The sequence below is a fragment of the Paracoccus sp. Arc7-R13 genome (assembly GCF_004010775.1).
Classification (GTDB): domain Bacteria; phylum Pseudomonadota; class Alphaproteobacteria; order Rhodobacterales; family Rhodobacteraceae; genus Paracoccus; species Paracoccus marcusii.
In genome coordinates, this window is the sequence record NZ_CP034810.1 from 1507561 (window position 1) to 1524950 (window position 17390).

At 67.9% G+C, this 17390-nt stretch carries 16 protein-coding genes; 13 read left to right on the top strand and 3 right to left on the bottom strand.

What is annotated here, in order from left to right:
- Window positions 1-10 precede the first annotated feature (10 nt).
- Window positions 11-1216 carry a penicillin-binding protein activator gene (locus EOJ32_RS07485; protein WP_127898131.1) on the bottom strand — a complete coding sequence of 402 codons (1206 nt, stop codon included), beginning with the start codon at window positions 1214-1216 and terminating at the stop codon, window positions 11-13.
- Between the two features lie 111 nt (window positions 1217-1327).
- On the opposite strand from EOJ32_RS07485, the gene rsmI reads away from it, so the two are divergent.
- Genes rsmI through gshB form a run of 3 tightly spaced genes read left to right on the top strand, consistent with a single transcriptional unit; the run spans window position 1328 to window position 3662 of the window.
- Window positions 1328-2278 (top strand): 16S rRNA (cytidine(1402)-2'-O)-methyltransferase, encoded by a 951-nt coding sequence (gene rsmI / locus EOJ32_RS07490; RefSeq protein ID WP_127898132.1) that lies wholly within the window; start codon window positions 1328-1330, stop codon window positions 2276-2278.
- The gene (locus EOJ32_RS07495; protein WP_127898133.1) at window positions 2271-2651 is read left to right on the top strand and encodes a YraN family protein; all 381 of its coding nucleotides are present in this window, start codon (window positions 2271-2273) and stop codon (window positions 2649-2651) included. The genes rsmI and EOJ32_RS07495 overlap by 8 nt, the downstream gene beginning before the upstream one ends.
- Before the next feature lie 60 nt (window positions 2652-2711).
- Window positions 2712-3662, top strand: coding sequence for a glutathione synthase (gene gshB / locus EOJ32_RS07500; protein ID WP_045982231.1), 951 nt, complete (start codon window positions 2712-2714; stop codon window positions 3660-3662).
- Here the strand turns inward: gshB and EOJ32_RS07505 are convergent.
- Window positions 3659-5170, bottom strand: coding sequence for a YifB family Mg chelatase-like AAA ATPase (locus EOJ32_RS07505; protein ID WP_127898134.1), 1512 nt, complete (start codon window positions 5168-5170; stop codon window positions 3659-3661). The two genes, gshB and EOJ32_RS07505, sit on opposite strands and share 4 nt — an antisense overlap.
- A 125-nt stretch (window positions 5171-5295) precedes the next feature.
- On the opposite strand from EOJ32_RS07505, the gene coaBC reads away from it, so the two are divergent.
- From coaBC to uvrB, 10 genes are all read left to right on the top strand, one after another.
- The gene (coaBC, locus tag EOJ32_RS07510; RefSeq protein WP_127898135.1) at window positions 5296-6480 is read left to right on the top strand and encodes a bifunctional phosphopantothenoylcysteine decarboxylase/phosphopantothenate--cysteine ligase CoaBC; all 1185 of its coding nucleotides are present in this window, start codon (window positions 5296-5298) and stop codon (window positions 6478-6480) included.
- Window positions 6477-7532, top strand: coding sequence for a cysteine desulfurase family protein (locus tag EOJ32_RS07515; protein ID WP_127898136.1), 1056 nt, complete (start codon window positions 6477-6479; stop codon window positions 7530-7532). Before coaBC ends, EOJ32_RS07515 begins: the two co-directional genes overlap by 4 nt.
- Before the next feature lie 16 nt (window positions 7533-7548).
- Window positions 7549-9069, top strand: a complete 1521-nt coding sequence (sufB, locus tag EOJ32_RS07520) for a Fe-S cluster assembly protein SufB (protein WP_045982235.1) — start codon at window positions 7549-7551, stop codon at window positions 9067-9069.
- Between the two features lie 76 nt (window positions 9070-9145).
- The gene (sufC, locus tag EOJ32_RS07525; protein ID WP_045982236.1) at window positions 9146-9901 is read left to right on the top strand and encodes a Fe-S cluster assembly ATPase SufC; all 756 of its coding nucleotides are present in this window, start codon (window positions 9146-9148) and stop codon (window positions 9899-9901) included.
- Window positions 9901-11235 carry a SufD family Fe-S cluster assembly protein gene (locus EOJ32_RS07530; protein WP_127898137.1) on the top strand — a complete coding sequence of 445 codons (1335 nt, stop codon included), beginning with the start codon at window positions 9901-9903 and terminating at the stop codon, window positions 11233-11235. The genes sufC and EOJ32_RS07530 overlap by 1 nt, the downstream gene beginning before the upstream one ends.
- Complete coding sequence (locus tag EOJ32_RS07535) at window positions 11208-11726, top strand: hypothetical protein (protein WP_232303350.1); 519 nt, start codon at window positions 11208-11210, stop codon at window positions 11724-11726. Before EOJ32_RS07530 ends, EOJ32_RS07535 begins: the two co-directional genes overlap by 28 nt.
- On the top strand, window positions 11723-12316 hold the full coding sequence (locus EOJ32_RS07540) for a Yip1 family protein (protein WP_046000959.1): 594 nt from the start codon (window positions 11723-11725) through the stop codon (window positions 12314-12316). Before EOJ32_RS07535 ends, EOJ32_RS07540 begins: the two co-directional genes overlap by 4 nt.
- The gene (locus tag EOJ32_RS07545; RefSeq protein WP_127898138.1) at window positions 12313-13524 is read left to right on the top strand and encodes a cysteine desulfurase; all 1212 of its coding nucleotides are present in this window, start codon (window positions 12313-12315) and stop codon (window positions 13522-13524) included. Before EOJ32_RS07540 ends, EOJ32_RS07545 begins: the two co-directional genes overlap by 4 nt.
- A 102-nt stretch (window positions 13525-13626) precedes the next feature.
- The gene (locus EOJ32_RS07550; protein ID WP_127898139.1) at window positions 13627-14844 is read left to right on the top strand and encodes an FAD-binding oxidoreductase; all 1218 of its coding nucleotides are present in this window, start codon (window positions 13627-13629) and stop codon (window positions 14842-14844) included.
- 55 nt (window positions 14845-14899) lie between these two features.
- Window positions 14900-17086, top strand: a complete 2187-nt coding sequence (gene uvrB, locus EOJ32_RS07555; protein ID WP_127898140.1) for an excinuclease ABC subunit UvrB — start codon at window positions 14900-14902, stop codon at window positions 17084-17086.
- On the opposite strand, the gene EOJ32_RS07560 is transcribed toward uvrB, so the two are convergent.
- Window positions 17083-17364 (bottom strand): I78 family peptidase inhibitor, encoded by a 282-nt coding sequence (locus tag EOJ32_RS07560; RefSeq protein WP_139085106.1) that lies wholly within the window; start codon window positions 17362-17364, stop codon window positions 17083-17085. The two genes, uvrB and EOJ32_RS07560, sit on opposite strands and share 4 nt — an antisense overlap.
- Window positions 17365-17390 lie beyond the last annotated feature (26 nt).

A 17390-nucleotide genomic window follows, 5' to 3' on the forward strand; every position in this document is an offset into this window, starting at 1 on the left:
CCGGCCCCGGTCACGACCCCAGCCCGCGCGAATTGCGCGGTGCGGGGTCCAGCACGACCAACTGGCCGCCGCGGATGGTGGCGACCGCCAGGCCACGCTGAACGGTGCCATCGCGCTGCAAGCGGAAGACGCCGCCCACGCCGTTGAAGCCCGCGCGCTGCGTCAGGCCCGTGGTGGTCAGCGCGTTGCGCTGTCCATTGCGCACCAGCGAGGAGATCGCCGCGACCCCGTCATAGGCCAGCGAGGCCAGCTGATGGGGCGCCTCGCCATAGGCACCGGCATAGCGGGCCTCGAACTGGCGCTGCAGGGTCTGGTCGGGGATCGCGAACCACCCCTCGGCCAGCTGCGGCATGCCAAGACGCGACGAAGGCTGGTCCCACCGGGTCAGGCCGATCATCTGCGTGCCGGGCGACCGCACGCCCGCCGCCGCCAGCTGTTCGGTCAGATAGGGCAGGACGGCCTGGTTGTTGGCGGTCATGAAGACCGCGTCGATCGACCCCGACGTCGCGGCCTGGGTGATGCGGGGCACCACGCCGTCGACCCCGGTGATCGAGACCGGGTGGTCTACCCGACCCGCCATGCGGGCGCCGTTGCGGGCGATCGCGGCCTCGATCGCGCGGCCGCCCAGCTGGCCCGCCACGTCGTTCTCGGCCACGACCAGCACGTTGCGCTTGTTCTGCGTCATGCCGTACCCGACCAGGCGGTCGGCCACGTTCTCGAAGCTGTTGCCCAGGATGAAGACGTTGCCGCCCGCGACCTGGGTGTTGTTGGAAAATGTCAGCACGTTGATGTTGCGCGCCTTCATGGCGTTGCCCACCGCGTTGGCGCCTTCGGCGAACAGCGGGCCCAGCACGATCTGCGCGCCCGCGTCGGCGGCGGCATTTGCCTGGGCCACCGCGCTTTCGGTCGATGCGCCGCTGTCATAGACGCGCAGGTCGATGGTCGCACCCTGGGCGTCGGCCGCGGCCATGCGGGCCGCATTCTTCAGGCTGCGGGCCAGCCATTCCAGGTCGTCCGACCCGGTCCCGCCCGGCGCCAGCAGCGCCACGCGCACCGGTTCGGACGGGTCGATCAGGGGGCCCGTCTCGGGGCCGCTGGCCTGCGTGGTGCCGCCGGTCGGCTCGCACGCGGCCAGAAACAGGGCCGATACCACCGTCGCCGCTTTCAAAAGGACATGGCGCAGACCCGCAGGCCGGGTTGTGGCGAAGGCTGACATGTGAAACTTCCCTGCTTTATGTTATGACGCGCGCGGATGGCGGCAGCCTATGTCCTGTCTTTGCGATTGGCAATCAGCGCCGGCCCCGTGCGGGCCGGAACCGGAGGCAGGATGACCGACCGCCGCGACCCCCCGAACCATGGGCCGAACCCCAGGCCGAACCATGAGCCGAACTCTGGGCAGGACCCCGCCCGCCGCCTGGCCGCGCATGTCGAGGCCGCGCGCCTGGACCCCGGCCTGTACCTGGTCGCGACCCCCATCGGGGCGGCCCGCGACATCACGCTGCGCGCGCTGGACGTGCTGAACAGCGCCGACATGCTGGCGGCCGAGGACACGCGCGTGCTGCGCCATCTTCTGGACATCCACGGCGTGCCGCTGCGCGGGCGGCGCATCCTGTCCTATCACGACCACAACGGCGACCGGGCGCGTCCCGCGCTGCTGGCGGCGCTGTCGGACGGGGCCAGCGTGGCGTACTGTTCCGATGCGGGCACGCCGCTGGTGGCCGATCCCGGCTATCGCCTGGCGCTGGACGCGGCCGAGGCCGGGGCGCGGGTCCATGCGCTGCCGGGGCCATCCTCGGCGCTGGCGGCGCTGTCGCTGGCGGGGCTGCCAAGCGACCGGTTCCTGTTCCTGGGCTTTCCGCCGCCCACCCAGTCCGCGCGCCAGACCTGGCTGCGCCGCTGGATGGCGGTAGATTCGACGCTGATCCTGTTCGAGAGCCCGCGCCGCGTGTCCCGCACGCTGGAGGATCTGGCCCTGATCGACCCCACCCGCATCACCGTCGTCGCGCGCGAGCTGACCAAGAAGTTCGAGGAGGTGATCCGCGGCACCGCTGCCGACCTGTCCGCCGATCCGCGCATGGCCACGCTGAAGGGCGAGGTGGTGATGGTCCTTGACCGCCCCTCCGCCGTGGAGATGGACGAGGACCGCGTGCGCGCCGTCCTGACTGCGCATATGCGCACCATGTCCGTCAAGGACGCCGCCCGCGAGGCCGCGCAGGAGCTGGGCCTGCCGCGCCGCGACGTCTATCAGCTGGCGCTTGGGCTGGCGGATCGTGACTGAGCCGGGCGGCAGGCGCGCGGGCCGGGGCCGCACCGCCGACCTGTCCGGCCGCCTGGCCGAGGAGAGCGTCCTGCGCCTCTATCACCAGCGCGGCGCGCAGGTTCTGGCCACGCGCTGGCGCGGGCAGGGGGCCGAGATCGACCTGATCGTGCAGGACGGTCCCGACCTGGTCTTCGTCGAGGTCAAGGCGTCGCGCAGCCATGCCGACGCCGCCCTGCACCTGCTGCCCGCGCAGATGCGCCGGATCACCCAAGCCGGGCTGGAATATTGCGACCGACAGGGCCTGGGCGAGGTTTCCATGCGTTTCGACGTGGCGTTGGTGGATGCCACCGGTCGGGTGGAGCTGATCCCCAATGCCTTCGGCGAGGTCTGAGGCAGGCTTGCATCCGCCCCGGCGGCGGGCCACAACTTGTCCGAAATTCAGGAGGGCCCCATGAGCCTGTATGTCGCCTTGCAGATGGACCCGATCGAGGATGTCTCGATCCACGCCGACAGCACCTTCCGCATCGGCCTGGAGGCCGAGGCCCGCGGCCACCGGCTGTTCCAGTACACCGTCGATCAGCTGCGCTATGACGAAGGGCGCATCGTCGTGCGCGGCCGCCCCGTCACCCTGCGCCGGACCGAAGGCGACCACGTCACCTTCGGCGACTGGACCGAGGTCGAGGCCGGCGATTTCGACGTGATCTGGCTGCGCCAGGACCCGCCCTTCGACATGGGTTATGTGACCTCGACCCATCTGCTGGACCGGGTGCATCCCCAGACGCTGGTGGTCAACGACCCGTTCTGGGTCCGGAACTGCCCCGAAAAGCTGATGGTGCTGGATTTTCCCGACCTGACGCCGCCCACCATGATCGCCCGCGACCCCGCTGCCTTCAAGGCGTTCCGGGCGCGCCACGGAGAGATCATTGTCAAGCCGCTTTACGGCAACGGCGGGGCGGGGGTGTTCCACCTGAAGCCCGGCGACCCGAACCTGTCGGCCCTGCTGGAGACCTTCGCGGGCATCAACCGCGAACCCATGATCGCGCAGAAATACCTGCCCGCCGTGGTCAAGGGCGATAAGCGTATCATCCTGGTCGACGGCGAACCCGTGGGCGCCATCAACCGCGTCCCGCAAGAGGGCGAGGCCCGGTCGAACATGCATGTCGGCGGGCGCGCCGAGAAGATCGGCCTGACCGAGCGGGAATTCGAGATCTGCACCCGCATCGCCCCCGTGCTGCGCGAGAAGGGCCTGATCTTCACCGGCATCGACGTCATCGACGGCTGGCTGACCGAGATCAACGTGACCTCTCCCACCGGCATCCAGGAGCTGGAGCGGTTCGACGGCATCAATGCCGCCGAGGCCATCTGGGAGGCGATCGAGCGGCGCGTGGCCGCCAAGGGCTAGCCCCCCGCGACGAAGGGCAGGCGATAGCTGATCGCCTCGGCCAGGTGGCGGGTCAGGACATGGTCCGACCCGTCCAGATCGGCGATGGTGCGCGCGCTGCGCAGGATGCGGTGATAACCGCGCGCCGTCAGGCCCAGCCTTTCCGACGCCTTCAGGATCAGCGCGCGCCCGTCCGCATCGGGCGCAGCGATCGCGTCCAGCAACGGTGGCGGCGCATCGGCGTTCACCGTGACGCCGGGATGGTCGCGGAACCGCTTAGCCTGGATCGCGCGGGCCGCGGCGACGCGGGCTGCCACCGTCGCGGACGTGTCGCCCGCCGGCAGGTCCTGGTCGGTGAGGCTGACGCCCGGCACCTCCAGCCGCAGATCGAACCGGTCCATCAGCGGCCCGGAGATCTTGCCCAGATAGCTGTCGCCGCAGACCGGCGCGCGCGAACAGGCCCGGCCCGGATCGGCCAGATAGCCGCAGCGGCACGGGTTGGCCGCCGCGATCAGGAGGAACCGGCTGGGATAGCGGATATGCGCGTTGGCGCGGCTGACGAAGACCTCGCCTGTCTCGACCGGCTGGCGCAGGCTTTCCAGCACCTTGCGGTCGAATTCCGGCAGCTCGTCCAGGAACAGCACGCCGTTATGGGCCAAGCTGATCTCTCCCGGCTTGGCCTTGGGGCCGCCGCCGACGATGGCCGGGGAGGACGCGGTGTGGTGCGGGCTTTGAAAGGGCGCACGGCGCGAGATCTGGCCGTTCTTCAGCAGCCCCGCCACCGAATGCACCATCGAGGTCTCCAGCGCCTCGCGTGCGGTCAGGGGCGGCATCAGGCCGGGCAGGCGTGCCGACAGCATGGATTTGCCAGCGCCGGGGGGACCGACCATCAGCAGGTGATGACGCCCCGCGGCGGCGATCTCCAGCGCGCGTTTGGCGCGTTCCTGGCCGCGGACATCGGACAGGCACGGGGGCTGGGGACCGTCGACGACCTGGCCGGGGCGGGCCGGCACGATGGGCGCGCGGTCGGTCAGGTGATCGACCACGGCGCGCAGCGTGTCGGCGGCCAGGACGGGAACCTGTTCGATCCACGCGGCCTCGGCGCCGCAGGCGCGCGGACAGATCAGCGCGCGGTCGCCATCCGCCGCCGCGACGGCGGCGGGCAGCGCGCCCGCGACCGCGACCAGCCGCCCGTCCAGCGCCAACTCGCCCAGGGCCACGCAGCGGGCCAGTTCCTCCCGGGGCACGATGTCCAGCGCGGCCAGCACCGCCAGCGCGATGGGCAGGTCGAAATGCGACCCCTCCTTGGGCAGATCGGCAGGCGACAGGTTCACGGTCAGCCGCTTGTTCGGCAGCGCGATGGCCAGCGCGCCAAAGGCCGCACGGACGCGTTCCTTGGCCTCGCTGACGGCCTTGTCGGGCAGACCCACGATGGAGAAGCCGGGCAGGCCTGCCGCCACGGCGCATTGCACCTCGACCAGGCGGGCCTCGATGCCTTCGAAGGCCACGGAATAGGCGATGGCGACCATGTTACCCCTCGGTTGTCCCGGAATGGTTAACGGCAGCGGGCTTAAGGAAGCGTTAACGGGCGCGCTTTCCTTGCGGCAGCGGCGCCGCGTCGCTATCTGGGGCGCAGGACCGATGGGGGTGGCGCATGCAGGGCAGGCGGATATTGCTGATCGTGGGCGGCGGGATCGCGGCCTTCAAGGCGCCGGCGCTGATCCGGCTGCTGCGCGCGGCGGGCGCGTCGGTGACGCCGGTGCTGACAGCTGCGGGCGCGCAGTTCACAACGCCCATGACCCTGTCCGTGCTGGCCGGAGAGCCGGTGCACGACACGCTTTGGGATCAGGGTGCCGAGGCCGAGATCGGCCATATCCAGCTGTCGCGGCAGGCCGATCTGGTCGTCGTGGCCCCGGCTACGGCCGATCTGATGGCCAAGATGGCCCAGGGATCGGCGAATGATCTGGCATCCACCCTGGTGCTGGCGACGGACAAGCGCGTCCTGATCGCACCGGCGATGAACGTGCGGATGTGGCACCACCCCGCGACACAGCGCAACCTGGCCACGCTGCGGGGCGACGGCGTGCTTTTCGTCGGCCCGGACGACGGCGACATGGCCTGTGGCGAATACGGCGCGGGCCGCATGGCCGAACCCGAGGCGATCGTGGCCGCGATCCGTGCGGCCCTGACCGACGGGCCGCTGACGGGACGGCATGTGATCGTGACGTCCGGCCCCACGCATGAGCCGATCGACCCGGTGCGCTATATCGCCAACCGCTCCAGCGGGGCGCAGGGGGCGGCGATCGCCGCGGCGCTGCGCGATCTGGGCGCGCGGGTCAGCTTCGTGACCGGCCCCGCATCCGTGCCGGCGCCGCAGGGCGTCGACGTGATCGCGGTGGAAACCGCGCAGCAGATGCGGGATGCGGTCGCGGCCGCGCTGCCCGCCGATGCGGCGGTAATGGCGGCGGCGGTGGCCGATTGGCGCGTGCTGAACGGCAGCGACCAGAAGATCAAGAAGACCGGCGACATGCCGACGCTGCAGATGGCCGAAAACCCGGACATCCTGGCTTGGATCAGCCGCGATGCGCGCCGTCCGCGCCTGGTCGTGGGGTTTGCGGCGGAAACGCAGGACGTGACCGCCCATGCGACCGCGAAGCGGCTGCGCAAGGGCTGCGACTGGATCGTGGCGAACGATGTCAGCCCCGCCACGGGCATCATGGGCGGCAGCCACAACACCGTCACGCTGATCACCGAAGCCGGGGCCGAGGACTGGCCGCGGATGGACAAGCATGCCGTGGCCGCCCGGTTGGCCGCGCGGATCGCGGAGGCCTTGGCATGAGAACCTATCTGGACTGGAACGCCACCACGCCGCTGCGCCCCGAGGTCAAGGCCGCCATCACCGAGGCGCTGGAAATCTCTGGCAACCCGTCATCGGTCCATACCGAGGGGCGGGCCGCCAAGATGGCGCTGGAACGCGCCCGAGAGCAGGTGGCCGTGGCCCTGGGCGCAGACGGGGCCGACGTGGTCTTCACCGCCGGTGCGACCGAGGCCGCGGCAATGGTCCTGGGACAGGGCGGGATCCATTGCGCCCCCGTGGAACACAGCGCCGTCAAGGTCTGGTGCGAGGCGGACCTTGCGGTCGACGGCGACGGCATCGTCACCGTGACCGACCCCGCACGAACCAGTATGCAGCTGGCCAACAACGAGACCGGCGTGATGCAGAACCTGCCGCAGGGGCTGCATTCCAGCGACCTTACGCAGGCCTTCGGTAAGGTGCCCATGGCGTTCAACTGGCTTGGCGTGACGGCAGGCTTCGTCAGCGCGCACAAGCTGGGCGGGCCAAAGGGAATCGGTGCGCTGATCCTGAAGAAAGGCACCGACCTGCCTCCGCTGATCAAGGGCGGCGGGCAGGAGCAGGGGCGCCGTGCGGGGACCGAGAACCTGATCGGCATCCTGGCCTTTGCCGCCGCCGCCACGGCCGCACAGCGTGATCTGGACGCCGGGCTGTGGGACGCAGTCCGCGAGCGGCGCGACGCGCTGGAGGCGCGGATCTGCGACATCGCGCCCGGCGCGGTGATCGTCGGAAAGGCCGTGCAGCGCTTGCCGAACACGACATGCCTTCTTACATCGGGGTGGAAGGGCGAAACCCAGGTCATGCAGATGGATCTGGCAGGGTTCGCGATCTCGGCCGGCTCGGCCTGTTCGTCGGGCAAGGTCCGGGCCAGCGGTGCCCTGCAGGCGATGGGGTTCGATGATCAGCTTGCGCAATCGGCGATCCGGATCTCGATAAGCCCCGCTGTTGGGGACGATCAGATCAACCGATTTGCGGATGCCTGGGAAAAGGCGTATTCACGCTGGCGCGACAGGAATGGACCGACCGCGGCCATTTGAGGAAAAGGACTGAAGGATGACGGACATCACCGATCTTGACGTGCGCGAAGGCGTAGACCGGGAAACGGTCGAGACTGTCCAGAACATGGGCAGCTACAAATACGGCTGGAACACCGAGATCGAGATGGACTATGCGCCCAAGGGCGTGAACGAGGATATCGTCCGTCTGATCTCGGCCAAGAACCAGGAACCGGAATGGATGACCGAATGGCGGCTGGAAGCCTATCGCCGCTGGGTCACCATGGCAGAGCCGAAATGGGCGATGCTGAACTATCCCGAGATCGACTATCAGGACCAGTATTACTATGCGCGTCCCAAGAGCATGGAGGAGAAGCCCAAGTCGCTGGACGACGTGGACCCCAAGCTGCTGGCGACCTATGACAAGCTGGGCATCCCGCTGCGCGAGCAGATGATCCTGGCGGGCGTCGAGGGCGCCGAGGATGCGCCCGCCGAGGGTCGCCGCGTGGCCGTGGACGCCGTCTTCGACAGCGTCAGCCTGGGCACGACCTTCAAGGACGAGCTGGCCAAGGCCGGGGTGATCTTCTGTTCGATCAGCGAGGCGATCCGCGAGCATCCCGAACTGGTGCGCAAGTACCTGGGATCGGTCGTACCGCAGTCTGACAACTATTTCGCGACGCTGAACAGCGCCGTGTTCTCGGATGGCAGCTTCGTCTATATCCCGCCCGGCGTGAAGTGCCCGATGGAGCTGTCGACCTATTTCCGCATCAATGCGGAGAACACCGGCCAGTTCGAACGGACCCTGATCATCGCCGACAAGGGCGCCCATGTCAGCTATCTGGAAGGCTGCACGGCACCCAAGCGCGACACCAACCAGCTGCATGCCGCAGTCGTTGAGTTGGTCATCCTCGAGGATGCCGAGATCAAGTACTCGACCGTCCAGAACTGGTTCCCCGGCGACGAGGACGGCAAGGGCGGCATCTACAACTTCGTCACCAAGCGCGCCGACTGCCGCGGCGACCGGGCCAAGGTGATGTGGACGCAGGTCGAGACCGGATCGGCGATCACCTGGAAGTACCCGTCCTGCATCCTGCGCGGCAACGAGAGCCAGGGCGAGTTCTATTCGATCGCCATCGCCAACAACTGGCAGCAGGCCGATACCGGCACCAAGATGATCCACCTGGGCAAGAACACCCGCTCGCGGATCGTGTCCAAGGGGATTTCAGCAGGGCAGGCGCAGAACACCTATCGCGGGCTGGTTACCATGCACCCGCGCGCCACGAACAGCCGCAACTATACCCAGTGCGACAGCCTGCTGATCGGCGACAAGTGCGGGGCGCATACCGTGCCCTATATCGAGGTCAAGAACAGCAGCAGCCGCGTGGAGCACGAGGCGACGACCAGCAAGGTCGACGACGACCAGCTGTTCTATTGCCGGTCGCGCGGGATGGACGAGGAAGAGGCCGTGGCGCTGGTCGTCAACGGGTTCTGCCGCGAGGTCCTGCAGGCACTGCCCATGGAATTCGCCATGGAGGCGCAGGCGCTGGTCGCGATCTCGCTGGAAGGCTCGGTGGGCTGATCGATCCGGCCGGGCATTGCTGCCCGGCCACCATAGATGCGGCGCCCCGGTGGCGCCTTTGCCGTTTGAGGGAAATATGCTGAAAATCAACAACCTGCACGTCAAACTTGAGGACGAGGACAAGCAGATCCTGAAGGGTCTGACGCTGGAGGTTCCGGCCGGAGAGGTCCATGCGATCATGGGCCCGAACGGGTCGGGCAAGTCCACGCTGTCCTATGTCCTGTCGGGCCGCGACGGCTATGAGGTCACCGACGGCAGCGCCACGCTGGACGGCGAGAGCCTGCTGGACATGGAACCCGAGGAGCGTGCGGCCGCGGGCCTGTTCCTGGCGTTCCAGTACCCGGTCGAGATTCCGGGCGTCGGCAACATGACGTTCCTGCGCACCGCCGTGAACGCGCAGCGCAAGGCGCGCGGCGAGGCCGAGCTGACTGCAGGAGAGTTCCTGAAGGTCGTGCGCGCCAAGGCGGCAGAGCTGCAGATCAGCCCCGACATGCTGAAGCGCCCCGTCAATGTCGGCTTTTCGGGGGGCGAGAAGAAGCGCAACGAGATCCTGCAGATGGCCATGCTGGAGCCCCGCATGTGCATCATGGACGAGACCGATTCGGGTCTGGACGTCGATGCGATGCGCCTTGTCAGCGACGGCGTGAACGCCCTGCGCAGCGAAGGCCGCAGCTTTCTGGTCATCACCCATTATCAGCGCCTGCTGAACCACATCCAGCCGGACGTCGTGCACATCATGTCCAACGGCCGGATCATCAAGTCGGGCGGCCCCGAACTGGCGCTGGAAGTCGAAGAGAACGGCTATGGCGACCTGTTGGCGGAGGCCGGCTGATGTCCGAATCCGCCGTTCAGGAAATCCAGACCCCGCAGGTCACTGGCGCGCCCAAGCCCGCCAATGCGCTGGATGCGCGGCTGGCCGCGACCACGCTGCCCACGGGTGGGTTCACCGCCGCCGCCCGCGCCGACGCGCTGACACGGCTGCGTGCCATGGGCCTGCCGGGCCCCCGTGACGAATACTGGCGCTATACCGACCCGCGCCCGTTCAACGCGCCAGAGCCGCAGGCGCTGGCCATCGATACGGGCCCGGAATCGCCGCTGTTCACCGCGCGTGACAAGCTTACGCTGGTCTTTGTCGACGGTGCGTTCGACGCCGCGGCATCCGACGACCTGTCGCTGGACGGGATCGAGATCACCACCCTGGCACAGGCCGACCGGGCGGGCGATCATTGGTCGGCTGATCTGTACGGGACGCTAGAACTGGCGGGTCAGACCCCGGTCAAGCGTCCCTTCGCGGCGCTGAACACGGCCGTGGCGGCCGATGGCCTGCTGATCCGCGTGACAGGCAAGCCCTCGCGTCCGGTGCATGTGCTGCATCGCCGCGGGTCGGACCGCGCGGATGCCGTCTGGCATCACGTGATCCGGGTCGAATCGGGCGCCGAACTGACGCTGCTGGAAAGCGGCATGGTCGGCGCGCGGTCGAACGGCATGATCGAGGCCGATCTGCTGCCGGGCGCCACGCTGCACCACATCGCGGCCAAGCGCGCGGTCGACCCCAAGGTCGGCCTGTCGCACCTGTTCGCCCGTGTGGGCGAAGGTGCGGTGCTGAAGAGTTTCGCGCTGGTCGTGAACGGCACCACCATGCGCCACGAGGCCGTCGTGGACATGGTCGGCGACGATGCGGTGGCACATGTCGCCGCGGCGGTGCTGGGCGACGGCGATGTCGGTCCGTTCCACCATGACGACACCGTCTTCGTGACCCATGGCGCGCTGCGCGGCGAAAGCCGGCAGGTGTTCAAGAAGGTCCTGAAGAACGGGGCGACCGGCGTGTTCCAGGGCAAGATCCTGGTCAAGAACGGCGCGCAGAAGACCGACGGTTATCAGATCAGCCAGGCCCTGCTGCTGGACGAGGCCAGCCAGTTCCTTGCCAAGCCCGAGCTTGAGATCTATGCCGACGACGTCAAGTGTTCGCACGGGTCCACGACGGGGGCGATCGACGAGGGGGCGTTGTTCTACCTGCGCTCTCGCGGGGTGCCCTATGACCGGGCGATCGTGTTCCTGGTGCTGTCGTTCCTGGCCGACGCCCTGGCCGAGGTCGACGACGAGAGCCTGCGCGACGAGATCAACGAACGGCTGGACACGTGGCTGACCGAACGCCCGCAGGGATGACCGGCCCGCGCGGCGGGATGGTGCTGCGCGTGCTGGAAAGCTGGTGGGCCCCGCGCCGGGTGGTGCGGGGCCTGTCGGCGATGCCCGACAGCACGCTGCTGGTCGTGCTGATGGTGGCGATGCTGATCACGCTGGTCGGGCAGGCGCCGGGCCTGTCGCGCGCGGCGCAGTTGGACCCGTCGATCCCGCTGGACGCGCGGATCGGGGGTGCGGCCCTTGGGACCATGTTCATGATGCCGCTGGTGGCCTATGCCATGGCGGGGCTGACGGCGCTGCTCAGCCGCCTGACCCCGTGGCGGCTGGAGGCGCGCCATGCGCGTCTGGCGCTGTTCTGGGCGTTGATGGCGGTGGCGCCCGCGACGCTTTTGGGCGGGATGGTGGCGGGGCTGATCGGCCCGTCCCCCGCGCTGACCCTGACCCGCACGGTGGCGGGTGCGGGATTCCTGTTCATCTGGGGCGCCGGGATCATGGCGCTGGCGAGACGCAAATGACCTTCGACGACTTCAAGGCGCTGGCGCGCCGGACCCTGCGCGATCCAGAAGGGGCGGCCCGCTGGTTGATCGACCAGCGCTGGCCGATGCAGGTGCGCTGGATGGCGCTGGTTCTGGCGGTGTCGCTGTCGGGGCTGCTGGCCTACGGCTCGACCCTGCTGTTCCCGCTGCCCTCGGACGAGGGGGCGGCCGTGTTCTCGATCAGCCGGCAGCCGCTGGTCCTGGCCGGAATGCAGCTGGTCGCGATCGTTCTGGGCGCGGGTCTGATGGCCGGGGTCGGGCGCATGTTCGGCGGCCACGGCCGGTTCGAGGATGCCCTGCTGCTGACCGTCTGGATCGAGGTGATGCTGCTGGTCGTGCAATTGGCCCAGATCGTGCTGTCGCTGGCCCTGCCGGGGCTGGCGGGGATCCTGGGGATCATCGCGGTCGCGCTGTTCCTGTGGCTGACGGTGCAGTTCACCAAGGCGCTCCACGGGTTCACCAGCGGCCCCAAGGTGCTACTGGTCATGTTCGGCACGCTGCTGGTCATGGGATTCGTCCTGTCGTTCTTCATGGCCGCGCTTGGCCTCATGCCGGAGATGCCGCAATGAGCTTTGACGTCAACGCCGTCCGCGCCGATTTTCCGATCCTGTCGACGACGGTCAACGGGCGCCCGCTTGTCTATCTGGACAGCGGCGCCAGCGCGCAAAAGCCGCGCGTCGTGATCGACGCCATCACCCGCGCCTATGAAGGCGAATACGCCAATGTCCATCGCGGCCTGCATTACCTGTCGAACCTTGCGACCGACAATTACGAACGCGTCCGCGGGATCATCGCACGGTTCCTGAACGCGCCCGCGGTCGACGAGGTGATCTTCACCAGTGGCTCGACCGAGGCGCTGAACCTGGTCAGCTATGCCTGGGCTGCGCCGCGCCTGCAGGCCGGGGACGAGATCGTGCTGTCGCTGCTGGAGCATCACGCCAATATCGTGCCCTGGCATTTCCTGCGCGAACGCCAGGGCGTGGTGCTGAAATGGGTCGAACCCGATGCGGATGGCAGCCTGCCGCCGGAAAAGGTGCTGGCCGCGATCACGCCGCGCACGCGGATGCTGGCGCTGACGCACATGTCGAACGTGACCGGGACGGTGGTGGACATCGCGGCGATCCGCCGTGGCACCGACCTGCCGATGGTCGTGGACGGGTCGCAGGCCGCGGTCCACATGCCGGTGGACCTGTCGACGCTTGGCGCCGATTTCTACTGCATCACGGGGCATAAGCTTTACGGTCCCTCCGGCTCGGGCGCGATCTGGATCCGCGCCGACCGCCAGGCCGAGATGCGGCCCTTTCTGGGCGGCGGCGACATGATCCGCACCGTCAGCCGCGATGCCGTCACCTATAACGACCCGCCCCTGCGGTTCGAGGCGGGCACGCCCGGCATCGTCAACCAGATCGGACTGGGCGCCGCGCTGGAATACATGATGTCCCTGGGGATGGAGAACATCGCCGCCCATGAGCGCGCGCTGCGCGATCATGCCCGCGACCGCCTGCGGGCGCTGAACTGGCTGCAGGTGCAGGGCGACGCGCCGGGCAAGGGCGCGATCTTCTCCATGACGATGGACGGGGCGCACGCGCATGACATCTCGACCATCCTGGACAAGAAGGGAATCGCGGTCCGTGCGGGCAGCCATTGCGCCATGCCCCTGATGGAGCATCTGGGAATCAATGCCAGCGCCCGTGCTAGCTTTGCGATGTACAACACGCAGGCAGATGTGGACGCGCTGGTCGAAGGATTGATCTTCTGCCGCGAGCTTTTCGCCTGATTCTTGCAAAGATTTCGAGGGGCGTCGAAGAATGCCCGATAAATCTTGCCGGATGGCGGGAATGTCTGCATCCCTGACCCATCATCAGCGATGGGGGCGGGAATGGCCGAGGTTCTGGTTCTGGGTGCGGGTATGGTCGGCGTCAGCACCGGTCTGGCGCTGCAGGCGCGTGGGCATGACGTCACCATCATCGAACGGGGCGTGCCGGGGCGCGAGACCAGCTACGGCAATGCCGGCCTGATCCAGACTGAAGCGGTCGAGCCCTATGCCATGCCGCTGTCGCCCGGCGCGCTGTTCCAGATCGCCCTGGGGCGCGGCTATGACGTGAAATGGACGCCGCAGGGCCTGCTGTCGCAACTGGGCGCGGTCGCGACCTATGCGTGGAATTCGCGGCCTGCCGCGCACAGGCGGGCATCGGTGACCTGGGGCAAGCTGATCCGCCAGTCGACCGACCGTCACGGCCCGCTGATCGCGGCGGCGGGCGCCGACAACATCATCCGCCGCAACGGCTATATTGAGATTCACCGCACCCCCGCCAAGATGGAGGCCGCCCGCAAGACCGCCGAGCGTTTCGCGACCGAGTTCGGCGTGCAGGCGCGGCTGATGAGCGGGGCCGAACTGCGCGCGATGGAGCCCGCGATCCGCATCGAGGTCGAGGGCGCGACTCACTGGTCCGACAGCTGGAACTGCGCCGATCCGGGCGGCCTGGTCGCCAGCTATGCGGCGCTGTTCCAGAAGCGGGGCGGGCGCGTCGTGAACGGCGATGCGGGCGATCTGCACCGCCATGGCGCGGGCTGGCGCGCCGACGAGGTCGAGGCGGAGCATGCCGTCATCGCACTTGGGCCCTGGTCGCCGATGCTGACGCAGCGCTTTGGCCTCAAGGTGCCGATGGTGTTCAAGCGCGGCTATCATAAGCATTATCACATGGAGCTGCCGCCCCATCACCCGATCGCCGATTTCGGCAATTCAGTCGTGTTGTCGCCCATGCGCCGCGGTTTGCGCATCGCCACCGCGGCCGAGCTGACGCCCCATCCGCGCCTGTCGCCGCCGCAGCTGAAGCATGGCGAGAAGGCCGCGCGCGAGCTGTTCGACATCGGGGCGGCGGTCGAGGCCGAACCCTGGACCGGACGGCGCCCCTGCATGCCCGACATGCTGCCCGTGGTGGGCCGCGTGCCGGACCAGCCGAACCTGTGGGCGCATTTCGGTCACGGTCACCAGGGCTTTACCCTGGGCCCGGTCACGGCCGAAATCCTGGCGGATGAGCTGTCGGGCGGCGAAGGCTGGGCGGAACTTCAGCCGGGGCGTCTGAAACGCGGTTGAAACCGGGCGGCTGCCATCACATCTTGAGGGCAACTCCGAACGGATCAGGAACCTCATGGGTCACAACAACACCAACGCGCCCGTGATGCGCGTTCCCGAAGTGACCCGCCCCAAGCTGGAGGGCGGGAAACGCTTCGCATTGAAAAGCGAATTCGAACCGGCGGGCGACCAGCCCACGGCCATCGCCGAACTGGTGGCGGGCGTCGGCGCCGGAGAGCGCGACCAGGTGCTTCTGGGGGCCACGGGGACGGGCAAGACCTTCACCATGGCCAAGATCATCGAGGAGACGCAGCGTCCCGCGATCATCTTGGCGCCCAACAAGACGCTGGCCGCCCAGCTTTACGGCGAATTCAAGGGGTTCTTCCCCGACAACGCGGTCGAGTACTTCGTCAGCTACTATGACTACTATCAGCCCGAGGCCTATGTGGCCCGCAGCGATACCTATATCGAGAAGGAATCGCAGATCAACGAGGCCATCGACCGGATGCGCCACAGCGCCACCCGGGCATTGCTGGAACGCGATGACGTGATCATCGTGGCCTCGGTCAGTTGCATCTATGGCATCGGTTCGGTCGAGACCTATTCGGCGATGACACAGGACATGGTCGTGGGCGAAAGCTATGACCAGCGCGAGTTCCTGGGCCAATTGGTCGCGCAGCAGTACAAGCGGCTGGACACCAGCTTTCAGCGCGGCAGCTTTCGCGTGCGCGGCGATCTGGTCGAGGTTTGGCCCGCCCACCTTGAGGACCGCGCCTGGCGGTTCGACTTCTTCGGCAACGAGCTGGAGGCGATCACCGAGTTCGATCCGCTGACCGGGGTCAAGACCGACAGCTTCAAGCAGATCCGCATCTATGCCAGCAGCCACTATGTGACGCCGCGCCCGACGCTGCAGCAGGCGATCAAGGGCATCAAGCAGGAACTGGCCATGCGCCTGAAGCAGCTGACCGAGGAGGGCAAGCTGTTGGAGGCGCAACGCCTTGAGCAGCGCACCGCCTTTGACATCGAGATGCTGGAGGCGACCGGCGTCTGCAACGGCATCGAGAACTACAGCCGCTATCTGACCGGGCGCGCGCCCGGAGAGCCGCCCCCCACGCTGTTCGAGTTCATCCCGGACAACGCGATCGTCTTTGCCGACGAAAGCCACGTGTCGGTCCCGCAGATCGGCGGCATGTACCGGGGCGACTTCCGGCGCAAGTTCACCTTGGCGGAACACGGGTTCCGCCTGCCGTCCTGCATGGACAACCGCCCGCTGAAGTTCGAGGAATGGGACGCGATGCGGCCCCAGTCCGTGTTCGTGTCTGCCACCCCCGCGCAGTGGGAGATGGACCAGACCGGCGGTGTCTTTACCGAGCAGATCATCCGTCCGACGGGCCTTCTGGACCCCAACATCGAGATCCGCCCGGTCGAGATGCAGGTCGACGACCTGCTGGACGAGGTGCGCCGCGTGACCGCCGCAGGTTACCGCACGCTGGTCACCACGCTGACCAAGCGCATGGCCGAGGATCTGACCGAATACCTGCACGAGCAGGGCATCAAGATCCGCTACATGCACAGCGACATCGACACGATCGAGCGGATCGAGATCCTGCGCGACCTGCGCTTGGGCGCGTTCGACGTGCTGGTGGGCATCAACCTGCTGCGCGAGGGGTTGGACATTCCCGAATGCGGGCTGGTGGCCATTCTGGACGCCGACAAAGAAGGCTTCCTGCGGTCCGAGACGTCGCTGATCCAGACCATCGGCCGGGCAGCGCGAAATTCCGAAGGGCGGGTCATCATGTATGCCGACCGGATCACCGGCAGCATGGAACGCGCCATGGCCGAAACCGAACGGCGTCGCGCCAAGCAGATGGCCTATAACGAGGAGCACGGCATCACGCCCCAGACAGTCCGCAAGAATGTCGAGGACGTGCTGGCAGGCCTGTGGCAGGGCGACACCGATCAGTCGCGCGTGACCACGAAGGTGGACAAGCCGCTGATCGGCGCGAACCTGGCCGCCCATCTGGACGCGATGCGCACCCAGATGCGCAAGGCCGCAGAGAACCTGGAGTTCGAGGAGGCCGCGCGCCTGCGCGACGAGGTCAAGCGGCTGGAGGCGGTTGACCTGGCGATCTCGGACGATCCGATGGCGCGGCAGTCGGTGATCGAGGAGGCGGCCGAGGCCGCCGTCAAGTCATCGGGCCGTTCAACCGCCGGACGGGCCGGTCAGCGGGGCGGCAACAAGCGGTCCAAGCGCGGCCGCTAGCTGCATTCCACCCGGGCGATCCAGCCCTTGGCGTCCAGGAACATGGTCAGACGCGCGGGATTGTAGTTGCGCGTCATGACGCCCTGGTTGTGCACCTCGCGCTTGCGCAGGTTGGGCGGCAGGCGGACCTCTCCGATGTTGCGTCCGACCAGGGCCTGGTGCTGGGACAGGTCGCACTGGCGTGCGGGAACGTCGTAAGGGCTGCCGGCGCAGGCGCCCAGGGTCAGCATCAGCAGCGACGCGGAAAGGACAGGGTGGCGAAAGGGGGTCATGATCACGTCTCTCTCATGTGACAACAGCGTGT